Annotated in this window: 19 protein-coding genes; 9 read left to right on the top strand and 10 right to left on the bottom strand. The window is 56.2% G+C overall.

Translation table 11 applies throughout. The features are described from left to right. Nucleotides 1-60: 60 nt before the first annotated feature. Nucleotides 61-1,248 (bottom strand): nitrate regulatory protein NasR, encoded by a 1,188-nt coding sequence (gene nasR, locus HVX72_RS09560; protein WP_181823075.1) that lies wholly within the window; start codon nt 1,246-1,248, stop codon nt 61-63. A 73-nt stretch (nt 1,249-1,321) separates the two neighbouring features. Here nasR and HVX72_RS09555 point away from each other — a divergent pair, with 73 nt between their 5' ends. Further along, nucleotides 1,322-1,675, top strand: coding sequence for a DsrE/DsrF/TusD sulfur relay family protein (locus HVX72_RS09555; protein WP_181823074.1), 354 nt, complete (start codon nt 1,322-1,324; stop codon nt 1,673-1,675). Nucleotides 1,676-1,935: 260 nt separating this feature from the next. Further along, a complete protein-coding gene (locus HVX72_RS09550) occupies nt 1,936-2,181 on the top strand; it encodes a DUF1883 domain-containing protein (protein ID WP_042283606.1) in 246 nt (81 codons plus the stop codon). Nucleotides 2,182-2,231: 50 nt separating this feature from the next. Here HVX72_RS09550 and HVX72_RS09545 read toward each other — a convergent pair whose 3' ends face one another. Both HVX72_RS09545 and chaB read right to left on the bottom strand, forming a co-directional pair. Continuing rightward, the gene (locus tag HVX72_RS09545) at nt 2,232-2,927 is read right to left on the bottom strand and encodes a gamma-glutamylcyclotransferase (protein ID WP_181823073.1); all 696 of its coding nucleotides are present in this window, start codon (nt 2,925-2,927) and stop codon (nt 2,232-2,234) included. A 195-nt stretch (nt 2,928-3,122) separates the two neighbouring features. Next, the gene (gene chaB, locus HVX72_RS09540; RefSeq protein WP_042283612.1) at nt 3,123-3,353 is read right to left on the bottom strand and encodes a putative cation transport regulator ChaB; all 231 of its coding nucleotides are present in this window, start codon (nt 3,351-3,353) and stop codon (nt 3,123-3,125) included. A gap of 276 nt (nt 3,354-3,629) precedes the next feature. On the opposite strand from chaB, the gene chaA reads away from it, so the two are divergent. Beyond that, on the top strand, nt 3,630-4,730 hold the full coding sequence (chaA, locus tag HVX72_RS09535) for a sodium-potassium/proton antiporter ChaA (protein WP_181823072.1): 1,101 nt from the start codon (nt 3,630-3,632) through the stop codon (nt 4,728-4,730). 191 nt (nt 4,731-4,921) lie between these two features. Continuing rightward, nucleotides 4,922-6,838, top strand: a complete 1,917-nt coding sequence (locus tag HVX72_RS09530) for a tyrosine-protein phosphatase (protein WP_181823071.1) — start codon at nt 4,922-4,924, stop codon at nt 6,836-6,838. Nucleotides 6,839-6,916: 78 nt separating this feature from the next. On the opposite strand, the gene kdsA is transcribed toward HVX72_RS09530, so the two are convergent. Genes kdsA through hemA form a run of 6 tightly spaced genes read right to left on the bottom strand, consistent with a single transcriptional unit; the run spans nt 6,917 to nt 12,221 of the window. Then, on the bottom strand, nt 6,917-7,771 hold the full coding sequence (kdsA, locus tag HVX72_RS09525; protein WP_060571320.1) for a 3-deoxy-8-phosphooctulonate synthase: 855 nt from the start codon (nt 7,769-7,771) through the stop codon (nt 6,917-6,919). A 36-nt stretch (nt 7,772-7,807) separates the two neighbouring features. After that, a complete protein-coding gene (gene sirB1 / locus HVX72_RS09520) occupies nt 7,808-8,617 on the bottom strand; it encodes an invasion regulator SirB1 (protein ID WP_181823070.1) in 810 nt (269 codons plus the stop codon). 3 nt (nt 8,618-8,620) lie between these two features. After that, complete coding sequence (gene sirB2 / locus HVX72_RS09515; protein ID WP_042283628.1) at nt 8,621-9,013, bottom strand: invasion regulator SirB2; 393 nt, start codon at nt 9,011-9,013, stop codon at nt 8,621-8,623. Beyond that, nucleotides 9,010-9,843: a peptide chain release factor N(5)-glutamine methyltransferase gene (prmC, locus tag HVX72_RS09510; protein ID WP_181823069.1), complete on the bottom strand. Its 834-nt coding sequence runs from the start codon at nt 9,841-9,843 to the stop codon at nt 9,010-9,012. The genes sirB2 and prmC overlap by 4 nt, the downstream gene beginning before the upstream one ends. Then, entirely contained in the window at nt 9,843-10,925 is a 1,083-nt protein-coding gene (prfA, locus tag HVX72_RS09505) for a peptide chain release factor 1 (protein WP_042283633.1), read from the bottom strand. The genes prmC and prfA overlap by 1 nt, the downstream gene beginning before the upstream one ends. 39 nt (nt 10,926-10,964) lie before the next feature. Then, nucleotides 10,965-12,221, bottom strand: coding sequence for a glutamyl-tRNA reductase (gene hemA / locus HVX72_RS09500; RefSeq protein WP_042283635.1), 1,257 nt, complete (start codon nt 12,219-12,221; stop codon nt 10,965-10,967). Nucleotides 12,222-12,422: 201 nt separating this feature from the next. On the opposite strand from hemA, the gene lolB reads away from it, so the two are divergent. The 4 genes from lolB to dauA all read left to right on the top strand — a co-directional run bounded on the left by lolB (nt 12,423) and on the right by dauA (nt 17,002). Further along, nucleotides 12,423-13,046, top strand: coding sequence for a lipoprotein insertase outer membrane protein LolB (lolB, locus tag HVX72_RS09495; RefSeq protein WP_181823068.1), 624 nt, complete (start codon nt 12,423-12,425; stop codon nt 13,044-13,046). Continuing rightward, nucleotides 13,043-13,894, top strand: a complete 852-nt coding sequence (gene ispE, locus HVX72_RS09490) for a 4-(cytidine 5'-diphospho)-2-C-methyl-D-erythritol kinase (RefSeq protein ID WP_042283642.1) — start codon at nt 13,043-13,045, stop codon at nt 13,892-13,894. Before lolB ends, ispE begins: the two co-directional genes overlap by 4 nt. Before the next feature lie 266 nt (nt 13,895-14,160). Beyond that, a complete protein-coding gene (gene prs / locus HVX72_RS09485; RefSeq protein ID WP_001518537.1) occupies nt 14,161-15,108 on the top strand; it encodes a ribose-phosphate diphosphokinase in 948 nt (315 codons plus the stop codon). 211 nt (nt 15,109-15,319) lie between these two features. Further along, nucleotides 15,320-17,002: a C4-dicarboxylic acid transporter DauA gene (dauA, locus tag HVX72_RS09480; protein ID WP_181823067.1), complete on the top strand. Its 1,683-nt coding sequence runs from the start codon at nt 15,320-15,322 to the stop codon at nt 17,000-17,002. A gap of 99 nt (nt 17,003-17,101) precedes the next feature. On the opposite strand, the gene ychH is transcribed toward dauA, so the two are convergent. Continuing rightward, nucleotides 17,102-17,380, bottom strand: coding sequence for a stress-induced protein YchH (gene ychH, locus HVX72_RS09475; protein WP_012906045.1), 279 nt, complete (start codon nt 17,378-17,380; stop codon nt 17,102-17,104). 274 nt (nt 17,381-17,654) lie between these two features. Between ychH and pth the strand changes: the two genes are divergently transcribed. Then, entirely contained in the window at nt 17,655-18,239 is a 585-nt protein-coding gene (gene pth / locus HVX72_RS09470) for an aminoacyl-tRNA hydrolase (protein WP_060571327.1), read from the top strand. Nucleotides 18,240-18,268 lie beyond the last annotated feature (29 nt).

Here is an 18,268-nt window from a genome sequence, read left to right as displayed (position 1 = left end):
GTGTGTCGCCGCGCTGCACCGCAAACAGGCAACGTTTGCCCATTCACCGTGCAGCGTGTCTTAGCGCGCGCTTTGCATCAGCGATTTCACGGTGAGCACTGCGCGGGCGATATCCACCATTCGCTGGTTTTTATCCATCGCCATTTTGCGCAGCGTTTGCCAGGCCTGTTCTTCGCTGAGCTGCTGGTGATTCATTAACACGCTTTTCGCTTTATCAATCACCTTGCGCTCTTCCAGCGAATCCTGTAGCGAAGCCAACTGCCCACTGAGCTGCTCCAGCTGTCGCGCCTGCTGGCGCACCACCAGCAGTAACTGTTTATCGCGCCGCAGCGAGAAGGTATCCGCGGCGGCGTCGTTGAGCCAGCTTTCCAGCGGCAGTGCGCACTCTTGCTGGTTCAGTCGACGCTCTACCGCGTTCATCAACTCAGCAATCAGCATTTCTTCGATAGCGCGCAACTGCTCGAGGCGCTGAGTCTGAAGGGTAAACCAGCGTAACGCGCTTGTGCCGTTGTCGGCGTCAGGCTGGCGGGTACAGGCATGGCGTCGCAGTTGTTCGACCGCCCCTTCCGCCTCGCCATACTGGTGGAATTGATGCACCACCGCCGGGGACGCCAGTGAAAGAAAGGTGTCAAAGCAGAGCTGCTGACCATCGATGCGATCAACCAGCTCCTGACGCATCTGCGGGCTAAATTCACCTTGGGTGAAGCCTATCGCCCCCAGCGCCCGCTCCTGGCCAACCAGCTCTTTTCCCTGCATAAAGCTGTACAGGGCGACTAAACCTCCGGCGACGTGCGGCTGATCGATACTGTCGTTAAGCTCCGGCACGATACTCAGTAAATGGCGTAACAGTCGGCTGTACTGTTCCATCGCCTGTAGCGCGGGCTGATTGCGTCCGCTGACGCTATCGCGCAGCGCCGGTAATTGCTCAAGACACCATACCGCGCTGGCAATGCGATGACACAGCGCGCTGTTGGCTGTCGGCAAATAGTCCTGTAACAGGTGCTGCAACCGCCGGTGTTCCTCATCCACCAGCGCCCGGCTGGCACGGATTTCTGCCACATACAGCGTGCCTTGCGAGCATAACCAAATGTTGGAAGCCCCGCGTTCGCACTGTAGCATATGCACCAGATGGCTGATGCGCGAGACCAGTTTTCCGGACTGCGCCAGTTGCCGAAGCTGCGTGTTTTCAAGCTGGCGCGCGTAGCGGAACCATTGCGTCGCCCCTGGCGTTTCCACGTTTGTCATCATGTCAGCTCTCCCGGATAACAGATTTATTCAGGAGTAAGCAATATCCATGCCCCTTCAGACAACAGGAGTTAAAATGCAAAAGATAGCGATCGTCGCCAACGGTGCGGCCTACGGAAGTGAGTCCCTGTTTAACAGCCTGCGTCTCGCCATTGCGTTACGTGAACAGTCGCCCGAACTCGACCTCCGACTGTTTTTGATGTCAGATGCCGTCACGGCAGGACTGCGCAGCCAGAAACCGGCGGAAGGGTATAATATTCAGCAGATGATTGAGATCCTCACCGCCCAGAACGTACCGGTGAAGCTGTGCAAAACCTGCGCCGACGGGCGCGGGATCACCGATCTGCCGCTGATCGACGGCGTGGAAGTCGGCACGCTGGTGGAGCTGGCGCAGTGGACGCTGGCTGCCGATAAAGTACTCACCTTCTGACGGTTGCGCAGCCCGGCTTGCTGTAACGACCGGGAATTGCCGAATTTAATCTTCCCGTGGCGCATTTCCCGCAAAAGTAAGTGCGCCCGATCACGCTTTTTCGCCCGATTTTGTCATTTTTGTTTAATCGTTATGCCATTTTTTGATCAAAATCAGCATTCCCCAACTCACTCTTTGGTGTTATGCACTGAGTGAAATGTGAACAACATCACGCAATACTTCCGCGAGGAAGTAGGTTGTTTTCAATAACGGGGTGAAAAATGGCATTAGTGAAAGCAAGTCTGAAGTTATTTGGTGGGGATACCGTAGTGGTGCGCTGCTCGGAGCGTTGTCACATCCACCTGATGAGCGAGAAAAAACACGTCAAAGACACGCAGACCGACATTTTAAGCGTGCAGGATCGTGATAACGCATGGTTGACCGTCCCTTACACCGGCGTCTGGAATGTGCTAATCGACAGCCACAGCCAGTCGCTGGAACATTCCATCAGCTATATCGCAGCCTGATAATTATAAGCCCGGCCGCGCTGACGCTGACCGGGCAAAATAACCTGGCGCTACGCGAAGCCGGGACGCATTACCCCTTCGGGCAGCGTTTCCTCTAACAGCCCCCGCACGTTCGCCACCAGATCGATCAGACAATCATCCTGCATGCCCAGCTTCTTCAGCTCAAGTTCCAGCGAAAACAGATACTGCGCATTGGTGCCAAGCGGACCGCTGGCTTTGGCGATCAGCGGCGCAACCACCTGCGCGCGAGTGTCCGACTCATACAACGGATGACGCGGATCCATAATAAACACCAGCGCGTTCACCGTGCGACCATCGTCCAGCGCCAGCTGACACCAGGTTGGCAGGTAACAGCCGGTGATCATTTCGCGCTTCCATAGCAGAGTCAATTCTTGTTCAAGCGAGATATCCGACAGGCGATAGGCCACGCCAGTGGTGCGTCCGCCCTCTTTCAGTGCAAGCATCCGCCCAGGCTGGCAGGCAGTCCCGCGTCCGGCGGTCAGCTTCAGGCAAAAGGCCCGGTGCCAGCCCACCAGCGTACCGGTACACGACTCATCGAACTCCAACGCCGGGTTCCACATCAATGATCCATACCCGAAGATCCACACCGGTCCGTCGTCCGGTCGGCAGGCCAGCGTCGCCGCAAGGGACGCCGCACGTTGCTCTGCCGACCATAAGAGTGATTCTTCAATAGCGCCAAATGCCGTTTTGCAATCGGCATTCATCAAGAAATCACGCGTTAACACCTTACACCTCCGCCACTGCCTACTTCCCTGCGACAACTTTTGACGCCTTCCGGGCCTTCTAACTGCTCATTTTGAAACCAACAGCAGGACAATATGCAATTCGCGGGCCGCTTGCAAGGCGGCGACAGGGTCAGGCAGCACGATTCGCGAAGCGACTGAACACGGTCATTTTGTTAAACCTTACATTTGAAGCGCTTATGATTTTTTATGCCATTTATCATCATCGCCCTTTTCATAATCATTTTTGACCGCCGCCCACGCAACCTTATGCGCTGTCTCTTCGCGGCTGGCGTCATCCCGCCGATCCGCTTTGTCTTTGTACTGATCCCAGGCGCTGTTAAAAGCCTCTTTATAAATATCCTGAGCATGAGCGGGTAACACATTCTGTACGCTGTCCGGCAAATCTTTTTTCGATTTATACGGCATGGTTGCCTCCTCTTTCGGCTAAACCTTAAGTGTGGTCAACGCCCCTTTATTTCGCCACCCAGGTGGATGTTTTGCTAAAACACTTTATCTAACTTACTGTTATTGAATTATTCTATAAACAAAAGCGCTTCTTTTTATCGTTTCACAATTTAAACGGAGAGTTGGGGTAAAATTTCGTAAAAATGCCCCTACAACCTTACGTTTTCTGTTATTTTTTATCATCTTTATTACATTTATAACGACAGTTTGCCTGCATCACTTTAATGGAGAGTATGAATGACACATGCACAGGAGGCGGTGAAAACCCGCCACAAGGAGACATCGCTTATTTTCCCGGTTCTGGCGCTGGTAGTGCTGTTCCTGTGGGGGAGCAGCCAGTCACTACCAGCGGTGATCGGTATTAATATTCTTGCCCTGATTGGGATTTTGAGTAGCGCGTTTAGCGTGGTTCGTCACGCCGATGTATTAGCCCACCGCCTCGGTGAGCCTTACGGCTCGCTTATCTTAAGCCTGTCGGTAGTTATTCTTGAAGTCAGCCTGATATCGGCATTAATGGCCACCGGCGACGCTGCGCCAACGCTGATGCGCGATACGCTTTATTCCATCATTATGATCGTCACCGGCGGCCTGGTCGGTTTTTCTCTGCTGCTCGGCGGACGTAAATTCGCCACGCAGTATATGAATCTCTATGGCATCAAGCAGTATCTGATTGCTCTGTTTCCGCTGGCCATTATTGTGCTGGTCTTTCCCATGGCGTTGCCCGGCGCCAACTTCTCCACCAGTCAGGCGCTGCTCGTGGCCCTGATTTCCGCGGCGATGTACGGCGTGTTCCTGCTGATTCAGACCAAGACGCACCAGAGCCTGTTTGTTTATGAGCATGAAGACGAAGGCGATGACGACGATCCGCACCATGGTAAACCGTCCGCACACAGCAACATATGGCATGCGGCGTGGCTGATTGTACATCTGGTTGCCGTGATCGCCGTGACCAAAATGAACGCGAATCCGCTGGAAACCTTGCTGACGGAAATGAATGCCCCGGTGGCGTTTACCGGCTTCCTCGTGGCGCTTCTGATCCTCTCCCCGGAAGGGCTTGGCGCGCTGAAAGCGGTGCTGAATAATCAGGTACAGCGGGCGATGAACCTGTTCTTCGGCTCGGTGCTGGCGACCATTTCACTGACGGTACCCGTCGTGACGCTGATTGCGTGGGCAACAGGTAACGAGCTGCTGTTCGGCTTAGGCGCTCCGGAAATGGTGGTGATGGTGGCCTCTTTGCTGCTGTGCCAAATCTCGTTCTCAACGGGAAGAACGAATGTGCTGAACGGCGCGGCGCACCTGGCGCTGTTTGCCGCCTATCTGATGACGATTTTCGCCTGACAGCCCAGCGACGGCCGGGCCGATGTTTCGCGATATCGCCTGGCCTGAGGGTTAACGACTGCTGTATCACCCATTAACCGACTGTAATCATTAATCTATTTTCGCAGTTAAATTGCCGAACCGTCACAAATTGTTCACGCATGCTCCCTATACTCCGCGCCTGTTAACGTTAACAGACAAGGAGTTTGGTCATGAAAGCATCCCTGAGCCCGCTTACAGCACTTGTTCTTTTCACCTGCGTCAACGCGCAGGCTGCAGATCTTTTACTCAATACCCCACGTCTAAGCGGTATCGACAACTTCCGCGATATCGCCGGGCTAACCACCGCCTATACCACCGCCCATAACGGCGTAATGCGCGCGGGTGTATTCTATCGCTCAAACGCCCTGACGCCGACAGGAAACGATTTGGCGGCACTGGAGGATCTGCAGGTCACCACGGTCGTTGATTTGCGCTCCCCGGCAGAAATCACCGCTCAGGCCGACACACTGCCGGCGGGCAGCCGTTATGTCGCCGTCGATTTAATCGGTAATAACGGCGCCTTCGTCATCGATCTCAACAATATGAACGTCAGCGACATCGACGAAATGATGCAGGACGGCGAGCGCAGCTTCGTTACCAGCGACTACGCCCGTCAGGGACTGGGCAAGGTTTTCCGCGAGCTTGCCGCCGCAGATGACGCCGCCCTGTTCCACTGCACCGCGGGCAAAGATCGTACCGGCTGGGTCAGCGCCGTGCTGCAAACCATCGCAGGCGTCAGCGACAGGGATATCATGGCAAACTATCTGGCGACCAACGACTACACCGCCGATCGTATCAGTGCGACGCTTGCCACGATGCCGACATCCATGCGCGATACTTACGGCGCGCTGATGGGCGTTCGCGCCAGCTGGCTGCAGGCCGGGCTGGATAGCGTTATCGCCAGCTACGGGTCGATGGACAACTATCTGAAAAAGGGCCTAGGCCTCGATCAGGCGACGATCTATGTACTGCGCGGCAAAATGGTGCGCTATCAGACGCTGCCCGGCGAATCCGGCTTCAGCGGCAACGCCGCGCAGGGGGCGTCGCTGCTGAACGCCCTGCAGGACTCCCCGCTGTCGGGACGTGACACGGCATATAACTACTATCTGCAAAGCGCTATCGATCAAGGCTCCCTCGGCGGGGTTGAAAAACAGATTGGCGGACAGGTTTTCGCCGACGCCAGCAGCTATCTGCTGCGCCAGCCGTCACGCCTGTACGATGCGCTCGCCCCGGTGATTTCCGCCCGCGGCCTTCAGGACGAAGAGTCTCAGGTCTGGTTGCAGGGGCTGGCGACCTATCTGGGAACGGATGCGAGCAGTGAAGCCAGCTCCAGCAGCGAACACAGCTGGGGAACGCTGGTCGGCGTCACTCATCGCTTCAACGCGCGCAGCGCAGCAAACGCCTCGATTGGCTATGGCGACGGCAGTATCTCTTCGGCAGGCGGCAAGGTGAAAACCCATACCCCGACGCTGGGACTCGGCGCACGCTACGCGCTCTCCTCGCTGGACAGCGGCCCCTGGGTCGGTCTGCAGGGCAGCGCCGGGTATATCGACTACCAGAGCGACCGCCGTCTCGGCGGCGGGCTGGGCGCCGCATCGGGCGATACCCACGGCCAGTTCTACAGCGGACGAGCCTCTCTCGGCTGGTTCAGTACCGTTTCAACGCTGACTCTCGACCCGGCCATCGGCGTGCAGGTGACGCATTTAACCCTCGACGGCTTTCGTGAACGCGGCAGTGAAGCGGCGCTCGACGTGGATGGGGTGAACCAGACGCAAACCAGCCTGACGGCTGACTTAGGGATCGGGATATTGCCGCAGCAGGTGGGAAACTGGACGCTGAAACCGGGCATTGCGCTGGGCTATGAGCGGATGCTGAATGATAAATCGACGAGCAGTCATGCCACGCTCTATGGGCTGGGCGTCGATCAAACCTCGGCCTTCGGCAGCAAAGCGCTTTATAAAGCGGGCCTGCAACTGAGCGCGACCTTTAACACTATCACCGTCGGCACTCGGGTGGATTATCTCACCGCCGATACGCACAGCGATGATGGCGTCGCGGGCCAGCTCAACGTGGCGATAGCCTTCTGACGGCGCCCGTACTGAATACCGCAATGCCGTTCACGTCAGCGGAACGGCATTGCGCTTGCGGTTTTCTCTCAGCGAAACTCAGCTCTCGGTATCCAGTTCGTCGAAACTTTTCACCAGGGAGTCAATCGCCTTCATCTGTACCAGGAACTGTTCCAGCTTCGCCAGCGGCAGCGCGGACGGACCGTCACATTTAGCGTTGTCCGGATCCGGATGCGCTTCAATAAACAGACCGGCCAGACCCACTGCCATACCGGCACGCGCCAGTTCGGTCACCTGACCGCGACGACCGCCGCTTGCCGCGCCAAACGGGTCGCGGCACTGCAGCGCGTGCGTCACGTCAAAAATCACCGGGCTGTTACCGGACACTTTTTTCATCACGCTGAAGCCCAGCATATCCACGACCAGGTTGTCATAGCCGAAGTTAGCGCCGCGATCGCAAAGAATAACGTTATCGTTACCGCCTTCGTGGAACTTATCCACGATATTTCCCATCTGGCCCGGGCTAACAAACTGCGGTTTTTTCACGTTAATCACCGCGCCGGTTTTCGCCATCGCTTCCACCAGATCGGTCTGACGGGCGAGGAACGCCGGCAGCTGAATGACATCCACCACATCAGCAACAGGCTGCGCCTGGCTCGCTTCGTGAACATCGGTGATCACTTTTACGCCAAAGGTCTGCTTCAGTTCCTGGAAAATTTTCATCCCTTCTTCCAGGCCAGGACCACGGTAAGAGTGGATAGAGGAACGGTTGGCTTTATCAAAAGAGGCTTTGAACACGTAAGGGATACCCAGCTTTTGGGTCACGGTTACGTAGTGCTCACAAATGCGCATCGCCAGATCGCGGGATTCCAGCACGTTCATGCCGCCAAACAGCACGAACGGCAGATCGTTCGCTACCTTGATGTCGCCAATGTTAACCACTTTTTGTTTCATAGGATCGCCTTAATGGTGAGTAAGAGTGTCGATAAATTAATGCAGAACAATTTGCTTGTGCGAGATGTTATTAATCTGCGCACGAATCATTTCGCTGATCGGGTCTTCCGGACACTGTTCAACGAAATAGTTTAAATCGGTCAACGCCACGTGTTCACATTCCAGTTGCGCATAGATTAATCCCCGGTCGCGTATTTCATACGGATCTTCCGGATTAAATTGCAGCAACGCTTCACTGGTCCGCAGCGCCAGTTCCATCTGCTGTTCTTCCATCAGAGAGGATTTCAGCGTGTCGAGCAGTTTGCGAATGACTTCCGCGTTATCGGCTTCGTCCAGATCTTCGTTAAACAGTTCCGCGACCGGACTGATATTGCCTTTCAGCCAGACTTCCAGCGTATGCTCATTCAGCGTTTCACCGTTGAAGGGGTTAATCAGCCACATTTCCCCTTCCAGCGACTCAATGCGCAAAATAAGCTGCGTCGGGAAAATGACCGGCACCAGCGGTAATGACAGGCGGTTGGCGACCCACAGTAAGATCGCGCCCAGCGACACCGCGCTGCCCTGACGGTTTTTCAGGACCTGGTCAAGCCATAATGCATCGGACAAACGGTAGACGCCGCGGCTGTCAGTAAAGCCCCATTCGCCGTAAAAAAGTGCCAGCAATTTTTCCAGTTGCTCATCCTGAGACAGGAGCTGGCTAATTTCTTCTTGCGCCAGGCTGACCAGACGTTCCAGCTCGTCGTAGACAGTTTGTGAGGGAAAATCCAGGCGGATAGCTTCCGACGCCAGAATCATTCCGTCGCACAGTGGCGCTTTATTAAATTCGAAATCAGCTAACGATCTCATGACTTACCCCAGTAACGATATTTTTGTGGTGGCGAGTTTAACGATGATGTACAGCGCCACCAACGCCAGCGGAAACGCGATCCACCGCGTCTGCCGACTGCGCGCCCGACGGTAATCAAGCGCGATAAAACCCAAAACGATGTAAATGATAACGCCAAACAGCTTCTCAGTCAGCCATGAGCCCTGTTCGGTGAATGGCAGGATGTGCGTTTTAGCGATTAAGCCGATACCGCTGAGTAACAGGAACGTATCAACAACGGGCGGTACAACTCGCGTCCAGCGGGCATCAGCCTGCGGAGAATGGCTTTCCCGCCACCAGAAACGCAGCACAAACAGGCTGACTGAGAGGGCGATGCTCAGCAAGTGGAGGGTAAGCAAAAGCGTAAAGCTACTCACGGCCGCCAGCGTCCCAGCGTCACCCGCTCGTTATCGCCGTAGTCCCGGCAGGTCTCCACGTCGTGATAGCCCGCGCGGACAAAAGCGTCGCGCACCGCGGTCCCCTGCTGCCAGCCGTGTTCCAGTAGCAACATGCCCTCCGGCATCAGAACGCCGCGCGCACGGTCGATGATGTGCTTGATGTCCGCCATCCCGTGATCGCCCGCGACCAGCGCCGTCAGCGGCTCAAAGCGAACGTCGCCCTGCGAAAGATGCGGATCCAGCTCATCGATGTACGGCGGGTTGCTGACAATCATCTCAAACTGGTTCCCGGCTAAGGCGCTGAACCAGTCGCTTTGCAGGATTCTGACGTTTGTGATGGCGTGTCGGGTGGCATTTCGCTGCGCCAGTGCAACGGCCTCCGGCATCCGGTCCACTGCCGTGACATCGCAGTCAGGGCGCTCGGAAGCCAGCGCCAGCGCAATCGCCCCGGTACCGGTGCCCAGATCCAGGATCCGGCATGACGCAGCGGGCAGACGCGCCAGAGCCTGTTCAACCAGACATTCGGTATCCGGGCGCGGGATCAGAGTAGCTGGCGAGACAAACAGCGGCAGCGACCAGAATTCCCGTTCGCCGATCAGATGGGCGATCGGTTCGCCACGGCGACGGCGCGCCAGCAGCGCAGCCAGTTGCTGGCGCTGGGCGTCGGTTAATTCCGTTTCGCCAAACGCCAGAATCCAGGTGCGCCCCTTGCCGGTGACATATTCAAGCAGGATCTCGGCGTCACGACGTGGCGAATCGCTTTCCTGTAGCTGGCTTATGGCCTCACGCAACCAGTGTTGAAAATTCATTATTCCTGCTCGGACAGCGCCGCCAGTTGGTCAGCCTGGTATTCCTGCACGATGGGCTCGATCAGCATATCCAGCTTGCCTTCCATCGCTTCGTCCAGGCGATACAGCGTCAGGTTGATACGGTGGTCGGTGACCCGCCCCTGTGGAAAATTGTAGGTACGGTTACGGTCGCTGCGATCGCCGCTGCCTAACAGGTTTCGGCGGGTGGAGGCCTCTTCCTGCTGGCGCTTCGCCACTTCCGCCGCGCGAATACGCGCGCCGAGCACAGAGAGCGCTTTCGCTTTGTTTTTGTGCTGCGAACGTTCGTCCTGGCACTCCACCACAATGCCGGTCGGCAGGTGAGTAATACGGATCGCCGAGTCGGTGGTGTTAACGTGCTGACCACCCGCCCCCGAGGAGCGGAAGGTATCAATGCGCAGATCGGCCGGGTTAATATCCGGTAGTTCTGCTTCCGGCAGTTCCGGCATCACCGCGACGGTGCAGGCGGAGGTATGGATACGTCCTTGTGACTCCGTTGCCGGTACGCGCTGGACGCGATGACCGCCGGACTCAAACTTCAGTCGCCCATAAACCCCGTCGCCGCTGATTTTGGCGATGATCTCTTTATAACCGCCGTGTTCGCCTTCGCTCATGCTCATGATCTCTACCCGCCAGCGACGGGTTTCGGCGTAGCGACTGTACATGCGGAACAGATCGCCGGCAAACAGCGCCGCTTCGTCGCCGCCGGTGCCGGCGCGCACTTCGAGGAACGCGTTGCGCTCGTCGTCCGGATCTTTGGGCAGCAGCAAAAGCTGGAGCTGCTGTTCCAGTTGTTCACTTTTGTCTTTTGCTTCGCGCAGTTCTTCCTGCGCCATTTCACGCATTTCAGGATCGTCGAGCATCATCTGTGCCGTTTCGATATCTTCCTGAACCTGTTGCCAGTCCGTAAAACAGCGAGAAACATCGCTTAATTGTGCATACTCACGCGACAGCGCGCGAAAACGTTCCTGGTCTGCGATGGTTCCCGCATCACCCAGCAACGCCTGAACTTCCTCATGGCGTTCATGCAGGGCTTCCAGTTTGGCAACGATAGAAGGCTTCATAGGCGTAAATGCACCTTGTAAAAAAAGAGGGGTGTGCTGCTACTCCAGCCCGAGGCTGTCGCGCAGAATATTCAGGCGTTCGTCGTCCCCGTCACGGGCAGCCTGCTGTAGAGATTTGGTTGGGGCGTGGATCAAGCGGTTGGTCAGCTTCCAGGCCAGATCCTGCATAATCGCCTGGGCATCGCCGCCCTGCTCCAGCGCAGCCAGCGCTTTGGCGGTCAGCTCGTCGCGCACCTGTTCAGACTGACTGCGGTATTCGCGGATGGTCTCGCTGGCGCCTTGCGCGCGCAGCCAGGCCATAAATTCGCTGGTTTCCTGCGCCACGATGGTTTCGGCTTCCACGGCCGCGGCTTTACGCTGCGCCAGGTTATGCGAAATGATGCTTTGCAGATCGTCAACGCTGTAGAGATAGGCATTCGCCAGCTTGCCGACTTCCGGCTCGACATCGCGCGGGACAGCGATATCCACCAGCAGCATCGGCTGGTTGCGGCGGCTTTTCAGCGCGCGCTCCACCATCCCTTTGCCAATGATCGGCAGCGGGCTGGCGGTGGAACTGATAATAATGTCCGCCTCCTGCAAACGCGCGTCGATGTCGCTCAGCGCGATGACCTCGGCGCCGACTTCATCGGCCAGCACCTGCGCCCGTTCGCGAGTACGGTTAGCGATGATCATCTTCTGCACCTTGTGTTCGCGCAGATGACGCGCCACCAGCTCGATGGTTTCTCCTGCGCCGACCAGCAGTACGGTGACAGTAGACAGTGATTCGAAGATCTGGCGCGCCAACGTACAGGCGGCGAAGGCGACGGATACCGCGCTGGCGCCGATGTCGGTTTCAGTGCGCACGCGTTTCGCGACGGAGAAGGATTTCTGGAACATGCGTTCCAGCGCGCTGGCGTTGAGGTGGCCTTTCTGCGAATCGGCAAAGGCTTTTTTCACCTGGCCGAGGATTTGCGGTTCGCCGAGTACCAGCGAGTCGAGCCCGCTGGCGACGCGCATCAGATGGCTAACGGCGGCGTTATCCTGATGCCAGTAGAGGCTGCTGCGCAGATCGTCTTCGTTAAGGTTATGGTAGTCGCATAACCAACGAATCAGCGCCTCCTGCAAATTGTCCTGCTCTTCAACGCTGAGATACAGCTCTGTACGGTTACAGGTCGACAGCACCACCCCCCCCTGCACCATAGGCTGCGCGAGCAGGCTGTCCAGCGCCTGATCGAGCGTGTCCGGCGAAAACGTTACACGTTCTCGCAGCGATACAGGTGCCGTTTTATGGTTAATGCCGAGCGCTAAAAGGGTCATGTCTGCGGGAGTAGTACCAGCGTTGATATGGTTAGTCTGCTCGCATCATACAGGATGCGCGTAATCAATAAAAGAGAGCGCCCCCTTTTGGAGTAATCGCTTAACGCTTAAATTAAGATAACGTGAACGTAGACGATATACCCGCGCGGCGCTAGCATTAAGGGTTATTATTGCAACGTATCACAAGGATTCGTCATCACTATGACCCTGCCTGACTTTCGCCTGATCCGCCTGCTTCCGCTGGCAAGCCTGGTACTCACCGCCTGTACGATCAACGCGCCAAAAGGACCGGGCAAAAGTCCCGATTCCCCGCAGTGGCGACAGCACCAGCAGGCTGTGCTTCAGTTAAATCAGTATCAGACCCGCGGGGCGTTTGCCTTTATTTCTGACGATCAGAAGGTCTATGCCCGCTTCTTCTGGCAGCAAACCGGCCAGGACCGCTATCGCCTGCTGCTGACGAACCCGCTGGGCAGCACTGAGCTGGAGCTGAACGCGCAGCCACGTCACGTTCAACTGGTGGATAACAAGGGCCAGCGCTATACCGCCGAAGACGGCGAAGAGATGATCGGCAAGCTGACCGGGATGCCGATTCCGCTGAACAGCCTGCGCCAGTGGATTCTGGGCCTGCCGGGTGACGCTACCGACTATAAACTTGACGATCAGTACCGCCTGCGCGAAGTGAATTATCGTCAGGATGGCAAAAACTGGAAGGTCGTTTACAGCGCCTATGACAGTAAAACGCAACCGGCCATGCCTGCCAATATGGAACTTTCGGATGGCGACCTGCGCATCAAGTTGAAAATGGATAACTGGATTGTGAAATGATGACCCACTGGCCATCCCCGGCAAAACTGAATCTGTTTTTATACATTACCGGCCAGCGCGCGGACGGTTATCACACGCTGCAAACCCTGTTTCAGTTCCTCGATTACGGCGACACGATCGACATTACGCCGCGCAGCGACGGCGAGATTCGTCTGCTGACGCCGGTAGACGGCGTGGCGCATGAGGATAACCTGATCGTTCGCGCCGCGCGTTTGCTGATGAAAACAGCCGCGCAACACGGTCGTCTGCCGACCGGCAGCGGCGCGGATATTCGCATCGACAAGCGCCTGCCGATGGGCGGCGGACTCGGCGGCGGTTCCTCTAACGCTGCGACGATCCTTGTGGCGCTTAACCACCTCTGGCAATGCGGCCTGTCGGTGGATGAACTGGCGGAACTGGGGATCCAGCTTGGCGCGGACGTCCCGGTATTTGTTCGTGGCCATGCCGCCTTCGCCGAAGGCGTGGGAGAAATCCTCACGCCGGTTAATCCGCCCGAAAAATGGTATCTGGTGGCGCATCCGGGCGTCAGTATTCCGACTCCGGCGATCTTCAACGATCCGGATTTGCCCCGTAACACGCCAAAAAGGTCAATAGAAACGTTATTAAATTGTGAATTCAGCAATGATTGCGAGGTTATCGCAAGAAAACGTTTTCGCGAGGTTGATGCCGCGCTTTCCTGGCTGTTAGAATACGCGCCGTCGCGCCTGACTGGTACAGGGGCCTGTGTCTTTGCTGAATTCGATACAGAGTCTCGTGCTCGCCAGGTGCTTGAGCAAGCCCCGGAATGGCTCGAAGGCTTTGTGGCGAAAGGCGTCAACCTCTCCCCTTTGCATCGGGCGTTACTCTAAATCATCCACGTTTCAGGAAGATGGCGAGATGACGAATCACCAGCCGCGTACTTCAGTATGTGACGGGTGTGAAGCATTAGAGCCAACATACATGAGAGAGGAATGATGGCGAGTAAGCCGGGCAAGCTGAGTTTCGGTGACAACGTCACCCTGTTCCAGACGTTGCATCGCGCTCTTTAATACACCGCATGGAGAGAATCCTGCCTGGCCCGCACAGTTTTTGGCAGATTCTTTCCACCAATGGACGCATGCCTGAGGTTCTTCTCGTGCCTGATATGAAGCTTTTTGCTGGTAACGCCACCCCGGAACTAGCACAACGTATTGCCAACCGCCTGTACACTTCTCTCGGCGACGCCGCTGTAGGTCGCTTTAGCGACGGCGAAGTCAGCGTACAAATCAACGAAAATGTACGCGGTGGTGATATTTTCATCATCCAGTCCACTTGTGCCCCCACTAACGACAACCTGATGGAATTGGTCGTTATGGTTGATGCCCTGCGCCGTGCTTCCGCAGGCCGCATCACCGCCGTTATCCCTTACTTTGGCTATGCGCGCCAGGACCGTCGCGTCCGTTCCGCGCGTGTGCCAATCACGGCTAAAGTTGTCGCGGACTTCCTGTCCAGCGTCGGCGTGGACCGCGTCCTGACCGTTGACCTGCATGCTGAACAGATCCAGGGCTTCTTCGACGTACCGGTTGATAACGTATTCGGTAGCCCAATTCTGTTAGAAGATATGCTGCAGCTGAATCTGGATAACCCGATTGTGGTTTCTCCGGATATCGGTGGCGTCGTGCGTGCCCGCGCTATCGCTAAGCTGCTGAATGACACCGACATGGCGATCATCGACAAACGTCGTCCGCGTGCAAACGTTTCTCAGGTGATGCATATCATCGGTGACGTTGCGGGCCGTGACTGCGTGCTGGTTGACGATATGATCGACACCGGCGGTACGCTGTGCAAAGCCGCAGAAGCCCTGAAAGAGCGTGGCGCAAAACGCGTATTCGCTTACGCAACGCATCCGATCTTCTCTGGCAATGCGGCTAACAACCTGCGTAATTCCGTGATTGATGAAGTCGTCGTCTGCGATACCATTCCGCTGACCGATGAAATCAAAGCGCTGCCGAACGTACGTACGTTGACCCTGTCGGGTATGCTGGCCGAAGCGATTCGTCGTATCAGCAATGAAGAATCCATCTCTGCCATGTTCGAACATTAATCGAACCCGGCGCAAAAACCCGCTGCGGCGGGTTTTTTTGATGATGAATCAGCCCGGTAAGCGGCAACGTTTTTGGGCGATGCACACGGCCTGTCATTTCAGAACTTCCGCTACGGCGGTTTTTTTATCTTTAACCACTATTTGTATGACTTATGCCTCCTTCACCTGCCATTTAGTTGACAGATGATGCGCTCATGGATGAAACATTATTGTGAACAGAATCTTTTCCTCACATGTGATGCCTTTCCGCGCCCTCATCGACGCTTGTTGGAAAGAAAAATATACCGCTTCACGGTTTACCCGTGATCTCATCGCCGGGATAACGGTCGGGATTATTGCGATTCCGCTCGCAATGGCGCTGGCTATAGGCAGCGGCGTCGCTCCCCAATACGGTCTCTACACCGCGGCGGTTGCGGGTATTGTCATAGCCTTAACCGGCGGCTCGCGCTTTAGCGTCTCTGGCCCTACCGCCGCCTTTGTGGTGATCCTCTACCCGGTGTCGCAACAGTTTGGGCTGGCAGGCCTGCTGGTCGCGACCCTGATGTCCGGCATATTTCTGATCCTCTTTGGCCTGGCCCGCTTTGGCCGCCTGATCGAATACATTCCGGTTTCCGTGACGTTAGGCTTTACGTCAGGGATTGGTATCACCATTGGTACCATGCAAATCAAGGACTTTCTGGGTCTGCAGATGGCGCACGTTCCCGAGCATTATCTGCAGAAAGTGGGCGCGCTGTTTATGGCGCTGCCAACGATCAACCTCGGCGACGCCGCCATTGGCATCGTGACGCTGGGCACTCTGATTTTCTGGCCACGGCTGGGTATTCGTCTGCCCGGTCACCTTCCGGCCCTGCTGCTGGGCTGCGCGGTGATGGGGATAGTTAACCTGTTCGGCGGTCATGTCGCGACCATCGGTTCGCAGTTTCATTACATCCTCGCCGACGGTTCGCAGGGCAACGGGATCCCACAGTTGTTACCTCAGCTGGTGCTGCCATGGAACCTGCCGGATTCCGATTTTACGTTAAGCTGGGACTCGCTGCGCGCCCTGCTGCCTGCGGCTTTTTCAATGGCGATGCTCGGGGCTATCGAGTCGCTGCTGTGCGCCGTGGTGCTTGACGGAATGACCGGCACCAAGCACAAAGCCAATAGCGAATTGATCGGACAAGGACTTGGCAACATTGTCGCGCCGTTCTTTGGCGGGATCACCGCCACCGCCGCGATTGCCCGTTCCGCCGCAAACGTACGCGCTGGCGCGACGTCGCCGATCTCCGCCGTCATTCACGCGATTCTGGTGATCCTCGCGCTGCTGGTGCTGGCGCCGCTGCTCTCCTGGTTGCCGCTGTCGGCGATGGCCGCGCTGCTACTGATGGTGGCGTGGAATATGAGCGAAGCGCATAAAGTGGTGGACCTGCTGCGCCACGCGCCGAAAGACGACATTATCGTGATGCTGATGTGTATGTCGCTGACGGTACTGTTTGATATGGTGATCGCCATCAGCGTGGGCATTGTGCTGGCATCCCTGCTGTTTATGCGGCGTATCGCGCGTATGACGCGCCTGGCGGCGGTTAACGTGGACGTGCCGGAGGATGTATTGGTGCTGCGCGTAATTGGCCCGCTGTTTTTTGCCGCCGCTGAAGGGCTGTTTACCGATCTGGAATCACGTATTGAAGGCAAGCGCGTTGTCGTACTGAAGTGGGATGCAGTACCTGTGCTGGATGCGGGCGGACTGGATGCGTTCCAGCGCTTTGTCAAAAGGCTGCCGGAGGGATGCGAACTGCGGGTGAGCAATCTTGAATTTCAGCCGCTGCGCACCATGGCGCGCGCCGGCATCCAGCCGATTCCGGGACGCCTGGCGTTTTTCCCGAATCGCGACGCCGCCCTGGCGGATTTGACATAAATAAGCAAAAGCCCGGTAGCGTTCACGCTTACCGGGCCTCCCTTTCTTGCCAACTGTCAGACCGGAGACGACATTTGGCTCGCTATCCGGCAATCAGCGTTAACTATGACGGCGATTGTCGTTACGGCGGCAACGTTTATCGTAGTGGCGTACCCACCAGTAGCGGTCACAAACTTGTTCATGCCCGCCAACACGTGCCCCTGCAAGCCAGAGAATGGCACCGACGAAAATACTCAGCACTGCACCATGTGCGAAAAATTGTGGCAGGTTAAATTGCGGCAGTTGGTTTAAAATTGAATAACCAACGCCAACAACCATCACCACTAACCCCAACCCCATTAGCACATTACCGAGTAACGAAGCGTTTTTGCGTTTCATATGTCACCTCCGGAACTTTTGGGTTGTTTCAGGGAATACCCCTAATCCTTATGTGTAAAGTATAGACAACACGCACCATTCTGAGTGCGGGTGCGATCACAAATACAACGTCGCATTCAACAAAACTTTACAAATAAGCCCCTGAAGCCCTTGACTTTCTAATAGTCGACAGCGGCAACTATTCATTTCCCTCTCCTCTGACGCTGTTTTTTGTCAAGCGGGGCTGCAGACAGTACACTACGCGCCAGTGATTGACCTATGCAGGATAGAAAACGTGACGATTAAACTGATTGTCGGCCTGGCAAACCCCGGCGCGGAGTATGCAGCAACACGACACAATGCGGGCGCATGGTACGTCGATTTACTGGCTGAGCGGCTGCGAGCGCCGTTACGCGAAGAGCCGAAGTTCTTTGGCTATACGTCCCGGGTAACCGTTGAGGGTGAAGATGTTCGCCTGCTGGTCCCTACCACGTTTATGAACCTGAGCGGGAAAGCGGTCAGCGCGATGGCCGGTTTCTATCGCATTAATCCTGATGAGATTTTAGTGGCGCATGATGAGCTGGATCTGCCGCCAGGGGTTGCCAAATTTAAGCTGGGTGGTGGGCATGGCGGTCATAACGGCCTGAAGGACATTATCAGCAAACTTGGCAATAACCCTAACTTTCATCGCTTACGCATCGGAATTGGCCATCCGGGCGATAAAAATAAAGTTGTAGGCTTTGTGTTAGGAAAGCCACCGGTCTCTGAACAGAAGCTGATTGACGACGCGATTGACGAAGCGGCTCGCTGTACGGAGATTTGGTTTAAAGACGGTCTGACCAAAGCGACAAGCCGCTTGCATACCTTTAAGGCACAATAAACCGGGATGTGCGGCATTTTTGCCGTACG

Source organism: Citrobacter sp. RHB21-C05 (assembly GCF_013889015.1).
Classification (GTDB): Bacteria; Pseudomonadota; Gammaproteobacteria; order Enterobacterales; family Enterobacteriaceae; genus Citrobacter_A; species Citrobacter_A sedlakii.
Note: the sequence above shows the minus strand (reverse complement) of the source record. Positions and strands in the feature narration are given on the sequence as shown.